The organism is Heyndrickxia sp. MSNUG, from assembly GCF_049532715.1.
GTDB lineage: Bacteria > Bacillota > Bacilli > Bacillales > Cytobacillaceae > Mesobacillus.
This window is the reverse complement of the sequence record NZ_CP150978.1, coordinates 1,141,473-1,155,378: the sequence shown is the minus strand read 5'-3', so window position 1 is coordinate 1,155,378 and position 13,906 is coordinate 1,141,473. Positions and strand designations below refer to the sequence as shown.

Here is a 13,906-nt window from a genome sequence, read left to right as displayed (position 1 = left end):
TAGAGGAGGAAAAAGATGAAAAAAGCCATTTTCTTGGACAGGGATGGTGTCCTGAATGAGGTATTATCAGATCGTGTTAAGTTTGTGAATCGGCCAGAGGAACTCTATCTCCTTGAGGGTGCCGCTGAAGCGGTTGCTGAGCTCAGCAAAGCTGGCTATGAAATTTTCGTAGTGACAAACCAGGGCGGTGTCGGTCTTGGCTTCCTGAAGGAACAGCGACTCCATGAGATTCATGATCGCATGAACGAAATGATTAAAGAGCATGGCGGCCATATCAGGGAAGTAGCCTACTGCCCTCATAAACCAAAGGCAGGCTGTGAATGCCGAAAACCGAATGCTGGCATGTTGCTCGACCTTGCCGGCAGACATAACATTGCCCTGCCAGGCAGCGTAATGGTTGGTGACCATGAACGGGATATCGAGGCCGGCAAGAAAGCAGGCTGCAAGACCGTCTTCATTGGTTCTGAAGAAACGAGTGCCGATGAAAAAGCACCTACACTTCAAGCTGCAGTACCCTTGATTCTTCATTTACTAGAGTCCTGAAAAAACGCTGCCAAGTGATTGGCAGCGTTTTATTTATTTTTTCATTACCGTTAATGACCTTCCAAGCATGAGGGCTCGCTGATTAATGTCCAGTAATGAATGTTTCTCAGGAGACAGAACTTTTTTTAGGGCTTCTATAATCGAATTATCTGATAGAATTCCTGTTTCTTCCAGGAAGGCACCAAGCAGGATCATATTTGCCACTTTCAAATTCCCAAGTTCATTGGCTAAATCGGTTGCTTTTATATTTAATACTGTAATATCGGTTCGACCCGATGACTTGGAAATAAGTGAAGCATTGACGATTAAAAGCCCTCCTTTCCGGACCTTAGGTTCAAATTTTTCATATGAGGGATTATTCAGGACAATTGCTGCCGTCGGATGGGATACTAGCGGCGATCCGACTTTTTCATCGCTGACTACAACCGCACAGTTCGCCGTGCCGCCCCGCTGTTCAGGTCCGTATGATGGAAGCCATGATACATATTTCCCTTCATTCATTCCTGCATAGGCAATCAGCTGCCCCATTGACATTACTCCCTGCCCGCCGAAGCCTGCAATCAAGATTTCTTCCATCACTCCCCCACCTCCTCTTTGGTGTTTTTGTATATTCCCAGAGGATAGGCAGGAACCATGTTGTCTTTAATCCAATCTAGAGATTCATTCGGGTCCAGTCCCCAGTTCGTCGGACAGCTTGACAGCACCTCGACCATTGAAAATCCAAGGCCTCGCTTTTGAGTCTCAAACGCTTTCCGGATCGCTTTTTTAGCTTTGATGATGTTTGGGACGTCGTGTGTTGAAACACGTTCAATATAAGCTGTTCCATCCAGAGTTGCCAGCATCTCGCTGACTCGGATCGGCAGCCCCTGGAGACCGGCCTCTCTGCCAAAAGGACTCGTTGCTGTTTTTTGGCCAATCAAGGTTGTTGGTGCCATTTGGCCTCCTGTCATGCCGTAAATTGCATTGTTGACAAAGATGATCGTTATGTTTTCACCTCTTGCTGCAGCATGAACGGCTTCCGCAATGCCAATGGAGGCCAGGTCACCATCTCCCTGATAGGTGAAAACAAACCTGTCAGGAAGCACGCGTTTGATTCCAGTTGCCACAGCAGGAGCCCGGCCATGTGCAGCCTGGGTCATATCACAATTGAAATATTCATAGGATAGAACCGAACATCCGACTGAAGCAACACCCACTGTATCCTCGAGAATGCCCAACTCCTCGAGCACTTCACCTACCATTCTGTGAATAATGCCATGTGTACAGCCGGGACAGTAGTGTGTTTGTGTTTCAGTAAGGCCTTTTGTTTTTTCAAAAACCGGCTTCATTGTCATGCCACTACACCCCCGGTGAGTTTGATGATTTGTTCGTAAATCTCCTCTTGGGTGGGAACGACTCCGCCCGTACGGCCAAAAAATGAAACTGGTGCCCTGCCCTCAACAGCAAGTCTTACATCTTCAATCATCTGGCCGGCACTCATTTCGACAGATAGATACCCCTTCACCCTGTTTCGCGTTTCAATGAATGGCTGTTCTGGAAATGGCCATAATGTAATCGGGCGGATCAATCCCACTTTAACCCCATCCATCCTCGCTTTCCTGATTGCATTCATCGCAATTCGTGCAGCCGTTCCGTAGGCCGTGATGATATAATCTGCATCCTCGATTTCATAGGTTTCATAACGAACTTCGTTCTGTTTGATCAACGCGAATTTTTTCTGCAGATGCTCATTGCGTTTTTCAAGGGCTTCCGCATTTAATTCAAGCGATGTGATGATTCTTGGCCTGCCATCCCCTCGAGTACCTGTCGTTGCCCATCCCTTTTGTTCAGGCATTCTTTCTGTAAGTTCCTTGAATTCGACTGGTTCCATCATTTGCCCGAGCATGCCGTCTCCAGGAAGAATGACTGGAGTCCTGTATTTATCTGCGATTTCAAAAGCTGCATCAGTCAGGTCAATGATTTCCTGGAGTGTTGATGGAGCCAACACTGGTGTATGATAGTCGCCATGGCCGCCGCCTTTCGTCACCTGGAAGTAATCAGATTGCGCTGGCTGGATATTGCCAAGTCCAGGTCCTCCTCGCACAACGTTTACAATAAGGGCCGGCAGCTCTGCTCCAACGAGATAAGAAATCCCTTCCTGCTTCAAGCTAAAACCTGGGCTTGATGAAGAAGTCATAACTCGCACGCCTGTTCCAGCAGCGCCATACACCATATTGATCGCGGCCACTTCGCTTTCGGCCTGCAGAAATATTCCGCCTACTTCTGGAAGCCTTCTTGCCATATAAGCAACAAGCTCACTCTGAGGGGTGATCGGGTACCCGAAAAAATACTTGCAGCCTGCATGAACAGCAGCTTCCGCAATAACCTCATTTCCCTTCATCAGTACTTTTCCCATCATCCATGTCTCCTTTGCTAAACCGTTTTTCTTATTTTTTCAGGCCTGTAGACTGTGATAACCGAATCCGGGCATATTTGAGCGCACTTTCCGCAGCTAATGCAGCTTTCCTGATCAGTCACGACTGCTGGCCGGTATCCTTTTTCGTTCAGATAATCCGCAAGATAAATCACATTAGTGGGACAAGCTTTTACACATAGCTGACATGATTTGCAAGTCTTCTCGTCAAAAACAACTTTTTGCTCCACGGCGTTTGCCTCCTTTACCTTTCCCATGGCAATTTTAAATATCTCGAAATTACTTTCACTGGGTATCCTGCCAAAACGTATTCTTCTTCCTTCCTTAAGTGGGGCGATAATATAGTGTTTATGATGGGGATGTCCAGTTCCCTTGCCAACATCTTGCACAATTCCAATCCCTTATGCACATCCGCAATCGTTGTCTCACTTCCGACATTGGAATTATTGATGATTCCTGCAACTTTTAACCTGGAAGCCTTTTCGATGTTCAGCAGTGTCTCCATCGCCCCATCTAAAGTGCTGACATAAGGTCTGTTAGCATTCAGGATGAACAGCATCTCAGGCTCCATGTCTCTCCAATCGTTGTAAAATTGGCCTAAAGCAGTTGCTCCGTCCTTATCTCCGCCGGCATCGACATAGAGTTTATATGCTGGGTCATAAATGATTCTGAAAATGTCAGCGGGAATAATCGGCAAATCGGCTGCTGCCAGCCTTTCTGCAGGAGCGATCAATTCAATGTCATTTTCCTTCAAAATCGCTCTTGCATCCCTGGACCTGTAATATGGATTCACAATATCCAGATCCGCCACAGCGACCTTCGGGTGTTCTGACCTGGCCTCCATCGCCAAATTTAAAGTAATCTCTGTTTTGCCGCTGCCAAAATGCCCGGTGATAATCGTAATTTCCGCACCCTTTACCACTGCCAATCACCTCCTTTTTTGTAAGCGTTTTCATAAATGTCATCTTCATTATATAAACATCCAGTTGTTCCATCTTTGATAAAAATCACGTTTTAATGAAAGGAGATAAAAAAAGAAGTTCAATAGAGAACTTCTTTATAAAATAAAGCTCAGAACTACTTTTTGAGGCATATCCTGCTCATTGTATACATCTTGTTTCAATCTTTCGCATGATGGCATTTCATATGAGAAATCTTCAACCGTTTCGGGAATAAGTCCTTCTTGCTTCAATGTATTGAAAACCTTCTGCATAGCATCATCTGTATCGATGCATTCATCCGTACCCTCATATTTAAAACAATCAACACATGTCTCCACGATATTTGTATCGATCTGTTCCTGGGTAAATACTAATTTTGCGCCAGTCATCTTCTCTACTTCACGATTTTCCAGTTCAATAATCGTTGTCACGTTCATTATCGGCACCTCCGTTTGTATTACACTATCATTATAGTAATTTAAAAACCAAACTGGGGCCTTTTGCTCTTTAGTTCAATTATTCTTCACATATTACCGACAAAAATCTGTCAAAAACTAAAGCAACGCTTTAAAGCGTTGGGGGTCTGACCCCCAGCAATGTGACGCGGTGAAGTACTGGGGGTCTGACCCCCGGCACGGTAACGCGGTGAAGTGGTATTCCGCTACTTTTAGTCGAAATCCCGCAACTTAACAAATCCTAAATTAATAATCTGAAAAAATTAAATAGAACAACATTATGAAATCCAATTGACCTGTCTGAGAAATGCTGATACTATCTCTAGTATTATTTAAATCTAAATAGTTATTCCTTGTATATGTTCAAGAATATGGCTTGAACGTTTCTACCATGCTACCGTAAATTGCGTGACTACAAGGGACTAAAATATTTGCTATTTCTATTTGGCATTATTTGTCCTTTGTGGTACTCCGGCAGCATAACCTGCCGGGGTTTTTTATTTTCAGCGAAGAAATCAACCAGGAGGACAGCATATGAAAAACTTTTTTCAGTTCGCAGAACGAAAAACAACGTATAAAAAAGAAACACTAGCAGGGATTACGACATTCTTATCGATGGCGTATATCCTCGTGGTCAATCCGATGATCCTGAGCCAGGCAGGTATGGATAAAGGTGCTGTATTTACAGCGACTGCATTATCAGCAATAATCGGCTCATTGCTGATCGGGCTGCTGGCGAACTTCCCAATCGGGATTGCTCCTAGCATGGGCTTGAATTCATTTTTCACCTTCACTGTCAGCATTGGAATGGGTGTGAAATGGGAGATTGCTTTAACCGGGGTCTTCATCGCAGGCGTATTATTCGTGATTCTTAGTCTATTAAAAATCCGCGAAAAAATCATCAATGTCATCCCTCAGGATTTAAAGCATGCAATTGCTGCTGGTATCGGATTTTTCGTTGCTTTTATCGGACTGAAAAATGCTGGCATCATTGTCGGCAGTGACGCAACGTTTGTTTCAATCGGCAACTTGACTACGGGATCAGTTCTGCTTGCCTTATTCGGCTTCATTGTCAGCGTCATTTTGATGGTGCGCGGGGTAAGCGGCGGTATTTTTTATGGAATGGTGATTTCGACAATTGTTGGAATTCTGACAGGATTGATTGATAAACCTGGCGCCATCGTTGGCAAGGTTCCTGACATATCTCCAACCTTTGGTGTCGTCTTCCATCATCTTGGCGACATTTTCTCACCAGATGTATTGGCTGTTATTTTCACTTTCCTGTTTGTAGCATTCTTTGACACGGCTGGCGCGCTGATCGCTGTAGCGAGTCAGGCCGGATTGATGAAAGATAATAAAATTCCTAATGCTGGACGTGCACTTCTTGCCGATGCAGCTTCAGCGGTTGCCGGATCTGTTTTAGGTACATCGACAACGGCATCTTTCGTAGAGTCTTCAGCTGGTATTGCAGTCGGCGGAAGGACAGGCTTCACATCCGTCATCATCTCAGCATGTTTCGCTGTAGCACTTTTATTTTCACCTATTTTATCTGTCATCACTCCGGAAGTGACAGCACCTGCTCTAATTATTGTTGGAGCACTTATGGCTACTGAAATCAGCAAAATCAACTGGAGCAATCTTGCGGTGATCATTCCATCATTCGTTACGATCATTATGATGCCATTGACATTCAGTGTCGCAACCGGCATCGCGCTTGGATTCATCCTTTATCCGCTGATGATGCTTGGCATGGGCAAACAGCGGGACGTTCATCCAATCATGTATGTACTCGGAGTCTTGTTTGTTGGTTACTTTATATACGTATAAATCAAAAGCCCCGTTTCTTATTCAAAGAGGACGGGGCTTTCGGTATTACAGCTTCTCAATTTCCGTTACAATCTTCTCGCAAATTTCATGAGTTTCAAGGCTGTCCCTAGCTGGGATAAGAGTGGATGAATTATTATTGACAGCCTGCAGGAAATCAAAAATGATTTGTTCAAAACCTCGCTTATGAAGGGTTGGCTCCCAGTCATTTCCCCCTTTTCTTGTTTCATTTCGGTTCTCTTGAATCATCAGTTCTGACACATTCAGGGCAGTTCTTTTTTCATTCGAATGGAACACTTCCACTTTTTCCTCGACGACACCGCTGTCACGATTCATTATGCCAATTGCAATTCCTTCAGCTGCTATTAACTGAATGACGACATGGTGTAAAAAGGCGCCGTTTTTCTTGCCAGTCACGTTCACCTGCTTGATCTTATATGGAAATAAGAATCTTAATGTATCAACAACATGGATAAAATCATCAAACACGAAATTACGTATTTCTCCTGGGAGGGCTCTTCTGTTTTTTTGCATGATTATCATATTAGGATCCTTAAGCTCTGCAAGCTGTTTGTAGACTGGCGCGTATCTCCGATTGAAGCCGGTCATTAAAATCAATCCATTTTCTTCTGCTAGCTCCGTCATTTCCTTTGCCTGTTCAAATTCATAAGCAATCGGTTTATCGACATACACATGTATACCAGCCAAAAGCAGCTTTTTAACGATTTCGTAATGCGTTTCTGTCGCGCTATGCACAAAAGCACCTTTAATCCCGCTTGCTATTAGCTCATCAAGGCTCGTATGGATATGAGGAAACCGATACTTTTTTGCAAGTGAATCAAGCTTTGATAAATCCCTCGTAAACAGATGGAACTCTATGTCCCCTTTTTCCGCAAATACTGGCAGGTACGCCTTCTGCGCTATGTCACCTAATCCGATAATGCCAATTTTCAACACTTCTCTTCCCCCTGATCCTTCAACGTATTTGAATAAGTTAAGTTTACACATGTGCTGAAGGTAAGAAAAGCGAAAGCGCCTTGGCCAGCCCCGACAAGCGCTGGAGGGCCTGACAGTGAAGTCGCTCTTTGACTTCATTGGCAGGACCGAAGCGTCTCGAGGGGCTAGGCGCTGGAGCTGGACATTTCTCGAAGTAAATTTTATACTCTCTTATCTTTTAAAAAAAGAAATCAGCCCATTATAAGCTGATTTCCTTCTCTTTTATTCTATTCATTGATCCATGCAAGCCCAATGGTTCCTTGACCAGTATGTGTTCCAGCCACTGGACTGAAATTCATGGTAGTAAAAGAAACGTGCGGGAAGCGCTGCTGCAATTCCTTACGCCATTCTTCTGCCAACTCTCTTACATTGCCATGAATAACACTTGCTTCCTTAACACTATGAGCATGTTCTTCAAAAATTTGGAACAGTCTTTCTTTGACCTTCTTTTCGGTACGAATTTTATCAAAAAGAACAACCTTGCCCTCCTCGAACCTGACGATTAGCTTTAACTTGATCAGACTTCCGATAATGACCTGTGTTGTGGATAGGCGTCCGCCCTTATGAAGCTGTTCCAGGCTTCCAGGTGCCATATAAAGATTCGCTTTATCAGGGAGTGTCCGCAGATAGGAAACAATCTCCTCATACGACTTTCCTTCTTTTTGCATGGCAATTCCTCTTTCGACCATGTTGCCTAAAGGGAATGAACCAATTTTAGAGTCTATTACTTCCACTTTATAATCAACCATGCTTGAAGCTGCAACGGAAGATTGATATGTCCCAGTTAGTGCGCTAGAAGCATGAATCGCAATAGCGTGCTTGTACTGCTCTTTTAGCTTTTTGTAAAGCTCGACAAATTCACCAATCGCAGGCTGTGACGTTTTAGGGAGCACTTTTGAAGCTGCAAGTTTTGGATAAAAATCTTCAGCTGTGATATCCACACCTTCTAAATAAGCTTCTTCACCAAAGATAATGCTTAACGGCACAACATATATATGATTATTTTTAATAAAATCCTCAGAAAGTGAAGCTGTACTGTCTGTTACCCATGCAATGTTATTTTGTGTCGTCATAATTTCTCCTGTTCTTCGTCAAAATATGGCTTGAATAGGCTTACATCATTCATCAATCCTATCTACAACCATCATATATGATGAAGCCTGCTAAAATCTATTAGTAATTTTTAAGAATTACCTTAATTCCTTATATTTGTTGCAAATGTTAATAACATGGACAAATATTTTTGATTATAGAGGAAGGGAAAAGGTAATAAATTGAATCCTGCCAGGAGGCATCTATTAGTATGGACCCTTTAATACACGCTTTATATTCCCTCTCTTATTTGTTTTTATTCCTTTTGGGAATAAAATTAGCTGTTCGATATGGATTATTATCTCTAAAAAATGTTCTTCTCCTCGTTACATTTGGTTTAATCTATGATAATAGCGTGCTTGCTTTTGGTGAAAGTATTGGAAAAGGGCCTTTTTTAAAGAATTTGAACCTTTTGCGATACTGGTTACATGCCCTTATTACCCCAGCTCTCATCCTCTTCTCCTGGTCAGCAGCCAGTGAGACAGATATAAAGTGGTTAAGTGGACGAGCAGCTTTTGTAATAGCCACTTTTTTAACAGCTTTCATGATCATTGCAGAACTGATCCAAAATACGATTGGTATAGTTATTGATCCTGCTCATCAATACGGCGTCTTAAGCTATGAGCCCTCAGCAGCTCAAGGTCCGCCAATAATGATTATTGTGGTTACGATTGCACTGCTGCTCGCTGGCCTGATTCTATGGAAAAAATTGAAATGGAAGTTCATGGCCATTGGCGTAATCATTATGGGCATCGGCAGCGCATTGCCCATACCTATTGAAAGCGATGCTGCAACGAATGGATTTGAGCTGATTCTGCTTAGTTCGGTATGGACTACAAAAGCATTTCTTGATAAAAGAAAAAACAGTTGAGCTAGCTGAGATTTTTTCTTCATTTACTGATTCACAAGTATCGAAAAGGGTCTCAAGTTCTTTTCCTTTTTATAAAAATTGCAACGCCAGGAAACACTCTTTCTACAGTTTCGAATTCCCAGGCAATTACATTTACTTTGATCATGCTCCCGGCAATCAAGACTCCGAGTCGAATTATTTGTCCTAGCAAAAAAATATGAGAAAATAATAAAGCATTTCAAAATTTAAAGGAGGAATCATTTATGCCAAAAAGTCTCCAGGATACAACTACATTACATAATGGTGTCAAAATGCCATGGTTCGGGCTTGGCGTGTTCAAGGTGAAGGAAGGATCAGAGGTTGTTGATTCAGTGAAGGCTGCAATCAAGAATGGTTATAAAAGCATTGATACAGCGGCTGTTTACCAGAATGAAGAGGGTGTTGGACAGGCGCTTAAGGAAGCTGGCGTACCTCGTGAGGAACTATTCGTCACAACTAAAGTCTGGAATGCTGATCAGGGTTATGAATCTACTCTTAAGGCTTTCGAAACAAGCATGGAGAAGCTGGGTCTAGAATATCTTGATCTGTATTTAATCCACTGGCCTGTAGAGGGCAAATATAAGGATACATGGAAGGCACTTGAAAAGCTCTACAAAGACGGCCGTGTTCGTGCCATCGGAGTCAGCAACTTCCATGTTCACCATTTAAAAGATTTAATGGCTGATGCTCAAATCAAGCCTATGGTAAATCAGGTGGAATACCACCCTCATCTCGCTCAAACAGAGCTGCTTGAATTCTGCAAAGCTGAAGGCATCCAGATGGAAGCCTGGTCTCCTTTAAAGCAGGGTGAACTTCTATCAGAACCAACAATCGTTGAGATTGCTGAAAGTCATGGAAAGTCTCCTGCCCAGGTCATCCTGCGCTGGGATCTGCAAAATGGAGTCGTGACGATTCCAAAATCTATTAAAGAGCATCGAATCGTGGAAAACGCAGATGTTTTCAATTTCGAACTTTCTTCGGAAGATATGGATCGTTTGAATAGCTTGAATAAAGACGAGCGTGTTGGTCCGGATCCAGATAACTTTGATTTTTAATATCATATGATAGGAGAACGCGGGGCGGCCAAGGCTTCCGCGTTTTTTTCATTCATGACTAAATATTTATATCAGATATTATTATCTGGTGCTAAAAATCACATCTTTTTAAAATTAACCATGTTAAACTTCTAGTGAATATAAGACGAAAGGGGTTATAACATGGAGTTTCCACAACTTAAAATCGGTCATATGGTTCCAAAGGTGCCAATCATGCAAGGGGGAATGGGCGTAGGGATTTCACTCAGCAAATTAGCATCTGCTGTTGCAAACGCTGGCGGTATCGGCATTATCTCCGGTACAGGTATCACAGTTGAAGAAATGCGCTCACATATCAGGGAAGCAAGGCGCCTGATCAAGGACCGTGGCTATATTGGCGTAAATGTGTTGTTTGCCATGAATGATTTTGCCGAAAAAATGAAAGCCGCTCTTGAAGAAAAAGTTGATTTTATCATTTCTGGCGCAGGCATTTCGAGGGATATGTATGCATGGGGAAAGCAGGCGGGTATTCCCGTCATCTCCATTGTCTCTTCTGCTAAATTAGCAAAAATCTCTGAACGCCTGGGAGCTGCTGCGGTTGTTGTTGAAGGGTTTGAAGCGGGTGGCCATCTTGGAACGGACAAGCCGCTTTTCGATATCCTTCCAGAAATCGTTGAATCTGTGTCCATACCGGTAATTGCTGCTGGAGGAATCATGACTGGCGAGGATATCGCAAAAGCTTTATCGATGGGTGCATCAGGTGTACAGATGGGTACAAGATTTGTCGCAAGTACAGAATGCGATGCTCCTCAACCCTTTAAAGAAAAATATGTAGCAGCAACTGAGGAAGATACGATGCTCGTTAAAACAACAGTTGGTTTGCAAGGCAGAGCGATTGCCAATAAATTCACCGAACTAATTACCACTTCCGATAAGTTAAGAATCACAAAGTGCCGGGACTGCCTAAAAAATTGTTCCTACCGATTTTGTACCCTTGACTCCCTTCTCACCTCAGTTGCAGGTGATGTCGAGAACGGTCTCGTATTCGCAGGGGCGAGAGTAAGTGAAATCAAGGAGATTTTGCCAGTCCAAAAAATAATAGATAATTTAACAGCCGAATTTAAGGCCGCAGCAGCAGGACATCCAATTTCCTGATTCAAAAAGACAACCCTTGTGTGGGTTGTCTTTTTAGGTCAGCTTATTTAATGATAGGTGGCTTTACAGCTTTATTTTAAATTCCTGGTCGGTCCTATTCCCGCCAGTGTATACCCTTTCCTTGAAGAAAATCTCCTCGTCATTCATCAGAATCACAGTTGAGCTTCTTGTCCCATAGCCTTCACTCTTGATAAATATAGGTGACAGCAAACGTTCCCATTCAATCGGAACTCCTGTAGAAGGCAGTAAGTGATCCGGTGCTGGGTCGGAACTTTCAAGGTGAGAGAATAATTCATTGACCATATCAGGGTGGTCGTCCGCAATGATTCTCGCGAGACCTTCCTTCCCTTGTTCAACTTTTGGCCAAGCCGTATTTAATAAATGATTGCTTACTCCATGGACACCTGGTTCGATTTTCTTCAAAGAGTCTCCTACATTAGAATAGTAGAATAGCTCATGAACATCACCGGCCAAAAGATTGTACCCAGGATAGTCATTTCGGCTTGAGGCTGCATTCTTTAAATACTCTTCCACTCGTCCACCAACTATTAAAAAATCGGCCACAAGCTCACCGCGGGTCCGCTTTCCCACAGTGGATTCACTGGGATTCCGATAATTGGTCAATGCCGCAAACCTCCCTGCACTTGTCACTCCCATCCACGTCCCCATTTTCTCCAAATCTCTGCCCGCAAGAATGTCAGGTCTGTCCTCCCAAAAATGAGCAGCAGCAGTTGGACGGCCATAAGCTTCATCACGGTTAGCGGCAACAATCAGCTTATACTTTGGGTGTACCTTATAAGCAAATAAGATCAAACACATTGAAATCACGGCCTTTTATCTATTTTCTATCTCTTATTATATCTTACCATCGAAAAAATAAAGACACTCCGCCATGACGGAATGCCTGAATGGTTAAACAATGTTCAGTTTGGCTTCGGCTTCAATATCTTTTTCAATCCTTTTATTATCCCCTACCAAAGAGATATCACCAAAGGTATGAGCAGTACCTATTTTCACTCCCCGCTCAATGACAGTGCTGCTTCCGATGACTGCTCTGTTCACAGTCGCATTTTCTTCTATCACAGTATTCGGCAGGATTACTGAATTTCTTATGACCGCCCCTTTGCCAACCTTTACTCCATAAAACAGGACTGAATTCTCAACATGGCCTTCTATTTGACAGCCTTCACTGATCAATGATTGCTGCAGCTCCGCGCCTTCATCTAAGTACATCGGCGGCTGCAAGGAATCCGCAGTATAAATTGGCCATTCTGGATGCTGAAGGATTGGATTCGTATCAGTCGACAGCAAATCCATATTAGCCTCCCAATAGCTTTCAATGGTGCCGACATCTTTCCAATATCCATTGAAGTGGTAAGCATAAAGCTTCCTCTCTTCTTCGAGCATCACTGGGATGATGTCTTTGCCAAAATCCTTAGAAGAAGCCATGTTTTGTTCTTCTTTTAGCAAATAACTTTTTAATACCTGCCAGTTAAAGATATAGATTCCCATGGAAGCAAGGTTGGATTTCGGTGTTTTCGGTTTTTCCTCAAACTCTTCAATCCTATTAGAGCTGCGGTCTACATTCATGATTCCGAACCTGTCTGCTTCACTCCAAGGTACGTTAATGACAGAAATTGTAGCATCCGCAGCTGTCGCTATATGCTGGTTGAGCATTTTTTGGTAATCCATTTTATAAATATGGTCGCCTGAGATGACAAGGACATACTCAGGATCATAGCTTTCAATAAAACGGATATTTTGATATATAGCATGGGCTGTGCCCTCATACCAGCGCTCGCCAAGCTCACATTGGTATGGCGGTAAAAGAGTAACCCCGCTATTTTTCTGGTCTAAATCCCAGTGCTTCCCGTTACCAATATAGTTCTGCAGTACATGAGGATGATATTGAGTCAGTACACCTATCGTGTCTATTCCTGAATTGCGGCAATTGCTTAATGTAAAATCAACAATCCGGTATTTCCCTCCATACGGAACCGCTGGCTTGGCAATATATTGTGTCAGCTCCCCTAGGCGTGAGCCCCTTCCACCTGCTAATAGCATGGCAATACATTGTTTCTTTGTCATAGCTGCCTCCTCATACTCGTTTGATTGATTTAATTTAGGATTTTCTTTATTCTTCATATAATCTTCAGGTCCTATTTTCAGCACCGAAGCTGTTACTAATTATTAATTTCGGTCATCTTCCCAGAGCTTGTAATATAGCTCTTCCTGCTCGTTCTCTTCGCTTTCATCTATGTAAGAACGTACTGGCTTTTCAGCCTTCTTCTCACAAGTTTTTTGGTCCATCGGATCAGCTCCTATGCTGTTTTCGCTGTATATTGAATAACATTTTCTCATTTTAGCAAAACAAATCAGCTTCTAAAATCAGAACCGTTCGCCCTATTTTCGCAGCATTTGACATAAAAAGTGCCTCTTTTAATAAATTCGAACTATCCTCTAGGGATTTTTTAGGTAACTTCTTCGATTTCCACCTAATCTTGTCGAAAAGAATTTTAAAAAACTCCAGAGAATTGTGAATGTTTCTTGAATATAAAAAATTT

The 13,906-nt window shown here is 42.9% G+C and carries 15 protein-coding genes and 1 riboswitch; of the genes, 5 read left to right on the top strand and 10 right to left on the bottom strand.

The window, feature by feature from the left end; translation table 11 throughout:
* Positions 1–15: 15 nt before the first annotated feature.
* Positions 16–543 (top strand): D-glycero-alpha-D-manno-heptose-1,7-bisphosphate 7-phosphatase, encoded by a 528-nt coding sequence (locus tag AABM38_RS05730; protein WP_423409528.1) that lies wholly within the window; start codon positions 16–18, stop codon positions 541–543.
* 33 nt (positions 544–576) lie between these two features.
* Here AABM38_RS05730 and AABM38_RS05725 read toward each other — a convergent pair whose 3' ends face one another.
* The 6 genes from AABM38_RS05725 to AABM38_RS05700 all read right to left on the bottom strand — a co-directional run bounded on the left by AABM38_RS05725 (position 577) and on the right by AABM38_RS05700 (position 4,334).
* Positions 577–1,119 carry a 2-oxoacid:acceptor oxidoreductase family protein gene (locus tag AABM38_RS05725; protein ID WP_423410667.1) on the bottom strand — a complete coding sequence of 181 codons (543 nt, stop codon included), beginning with the start codon at positions 1,117–1,119 and terminating at the stop codon, positions 577–579.
* Positions 1,119–1,877 (bottom strand): thiamine pyrophosphate-dependent enzyme, encoded by a 759-nt coding sequence (locus tag AABM38_RS05720; RefSeq protein ID WP_423409527.1) that lies wholly within the window; start codon positions 1,875–1,877, stop codon positions 1,119–1,121. The genes AABM38_RS05725 and AABM38_RS05720 overlap by 1 nt, the downstream gene beginning before the upstream one ends.
* The gene (locus AABM38_RS05715) at positions 1,874–2,941 is read right to left on the bottom strand and encodes a 3-methyl-2-oxobutanoate dehydrogenase subunit VorB (protein WP_423409526.1); all 1,068 of its coding nucleotides are present in this window, start codon (positions 2,939–2,941) and stop codon (positions 1,874–1,876) included. The genes AABM38_RS05720 and AABM38_RS05715 overlap by 4 nt, the downstream gene beginning before the upstream one ends.
* A gap of 14 nt (positions 2,942–2,955) precedes the next feature.
* On the bottom strand, positions 2,956–3,186 hold the full coding sequence (locus tag AABM38_RS05710) for a 4Fe-4S binding protein (RefSeq protein WP_423409525.1): 231 nt from the start codon (positions 3,184–3,186) through the stop codon (positions 2,956–2,958).
* Between the two features lie 14 nt (positions 3,187–3,200).
* Positions 3,201–3,884, bottom strand: coding sequence for a hypothetical protein (locus AABM38_RS05705; RefSeq protein ID WP_423409524.1), 684 nt, complete (start codon positions 3,882–3,884; stop codon positions 3,201–3,203).
* 129 nt (positions 3,885–4,013) lie between these two features.
* Entirely contained in the window at positions 4,014–4,334 is a 321-nt protein-coding gene (locus AABM38_RS05700; protein WP_423409523.1) for a hypothetical protein, read from the bottom strand.
* A gap of 351 nt (positions 4,335–4,685) precedes the next feature.
* Positions 4,686–4,787: riboswitch (purine riboswitch) on the top strand.
* A 99-nt stretch (positions 4,788–4,886) separates the two neighbouring features.
* Between AABM38_RS05700 and AABM38_RS05695 the strand changes: the two genes are divergently transcribed.
* The gene (locus AABM38_RS05695; RefSeq protein ID WP_423409522.1) at positions 4,887–6,179 is read left to right on the top strand and encodes an NCS2 family permease; all 1,293 of its coding nucleotides are present in this window, start codon (positions 4,887–4,889) and stop codon (positions 6,177–6,179) included.
* Positions 6,180–6,224: 45 nt separating this feature from the next.
* Here the strand turns inward: AABM38_RS05695 and AABM38_RS05690 are convergent, their stop codons facing one another.
* Together AABM38_RS05690 and AABM38_RS05685 are read right to left on the bottom strand one after the other, a co-directional pair.
* Positions 6,225–7,133 carry a Gfo/Idh/MocA family protein gene (locus AABM38_RS05690; RefSeq protein ID WP_423409521.1) on the bottom strand — a complete coding sequence of 303 codons (909 nt, stop codon included), beginning with the start codon at positions 7,131–7,133 and terminating at the stop codon, positions 6,225–6,227.
* Between the two features lie 266 nt (positions 7,134–7,399).
* Positions 7,400–8,245 (bottom strand): DegV family protein, encoded by an 846-nt coding sequence (locus AABM38_RS05685; protein WP_423409520.1) that lies wholly within the window; start codon positions 8,243–8,245, stop codon positions 7,400–7,402.
* A 230-nt stretch (positions 8,246–8,475) separates the two neighbouring features.
* Between AABM38_RS05685 and AABM38_RS05680 the strand changes: the two genes are divergently transcribed.
* The 3 genes from AABM38_RS05680 to AABM38_RS05670 all read left to right on the top strand — a co-directional run bounded on the left by AABM38_RS05680 (position 8,476) and on the right by AABM38_RS05670 (position 11,342).
* Positions 8,476–9,135 (top strand): hypothetical protein, encoded by a 660-nt coding sequence (locus tag AABM38_RS05680; RefSeq protein WP_423409519.1) that lies wholly within the window; start codon positions 8,476–8,478, stop codon positions 9,133–9,135.
* A 242-nt stretch (positions 9,136–9,377) separates the two neighbouring features.
* On the top strand, positions 9,378–10,208 hold the full coding sequence (locus tag AABM38_RS05675; protein ID WP_423409518.1) for an aldo/keto reductase: 831 nt from the start codon (positions 9,378–9,380) through the stop codon (positions 10,206–10,208).
* A gap of 162 nt (positions 10,209–10,370) precedes the next feature.
* On the top strand, positions 10,371–11,342 hold the full coding sequence (locus tag AABM38_RS05670; protein WP_423409517.1) for an NAD(P)H-dependent flavin oxidoreductase: 972 nt from the start codon (positions 10,371–10,373) through the stop codon (positions 11,340–11,342).
* A 63-nt stretch (positions 11,343–11,405) separates the two neighbouring features.
* On the opposite strand, the gene AABM38_RS05665 is transcribed toward AABM38_RS05670, so the two are convergent.
* A complete protein-coding gene (locus tag AABM38_RS05665) occupies positions 11,406–12,161 on the bottom strand; it encodes an NRDE family protein (RefSeq protein WP_423409516.1) in 756 nt (251 codons plus the stop codon).
* A 93-nt stretch (positions 12,162–12,254) separates the two neighbouring features.
* Entirely contained in the window at positions 12,255–13,430 is a 1,176-nt protein-coding gene (locus tag AABM38_RS05660; RefSeq protein WP_423409515.1) for a glucose-1-phosphate adenylyltransferase, read from the bottom strand.
* Positions 13,431–13,906 lie beyond the last annotated feature (476 nt).

What these genes read in the sequence shown, in the direction of transcription:
- AABM38_RS05730 (WP_423409528.1), top strand. Translation starts at nt 16, where the DNA reads ATGAAAAAAGCCATTTTCTTGGACAGGGATGGTGTCCTGAATGAGGTA.
- AABM38_RS05700 (WP_423409523.1), bottom strand. Translation starts at nt 4,334, where the DNA reads ATGAACGTGACAACGATTATTGAACTGGAAAATCGTGAAGTAGAGAAG.
- AABM38_RS05725 (WP_423410667.1), bottom strand. Translation starts at nt 1,119, where the DNA reads ATGGAAGAAATCTTGATTGCAGGCTTCGGCGGGCAGGGAGTAATGTCA.
- AABM38_RS05665 (WP_423409516.1), bottom strand. Translation starts at nt 12,161, where the DNA reads ATGTGTTTGATCTTATTTGCTTATAAGGTACACCCAAAGTATAAGCTG.
- AABM38_RS05715 (WP_423409526.1), bottom strand. Translation starts at nt 2,941, where the DNA reads ATGATGGGAAAAGTACTGATGAAGGGAAATGAGGTTATTGCGGAAGCT.
- AABM38_RS05660 (WP_423409515.1), bottom strand. Translation starts at nt 13,430, where the DNA reads ATGACAAAGAAACAATGTATTGCCATGCTATTAGCAGGTGGAAGGGGC.
- AABM38_RS05670 (WP_423409517.1), top strand. Translation starts at nt 10,371, where the DNA reads ATGGAGTTTCCACAACTTAAAATCGGTCATATGGTTCCAAAGGTGCCA.
- AABM38_RS05675 (WP_423409518.1), top strand. Translation starts at nt 9,378, where the DNA reads ATGCCAAAAAGTCTCCAGGATACAACTACATTACATAATGGTGTCAAA.
- AABM38_RS05680 (WP_423409519.1), top strand. Translation starts at nt 8,476, where the DNA reads ATGGACCCTTTAATACACGCTTTATATTCCCTCTCTTATTTGTTTTTA.
- AABM38_RS05695 (WP_423409522.1), top strand. Translation starts at nt 4,887, where the DNA reads ATGAAAAACTTTTTTCAGTTCGCAGAACGAAAAACAACGTATAAAAAA.
- AABM38_RS05720 (WP_423409527.1), bottom strand. Translation starts at nt 1,877, where the DNA reads ATGACAATGAAGCCGGTTTTTGAAAAAACAAAAGGCCTTACTGAAACA.
- AABM38_RS05685 (WP_423409520.1), bottom strand. Translation starts at nt 8,245, where the DNA reads ATGACGACACAAAATAACATTGCATGGGTAACAGACAGTACAGCTTCA.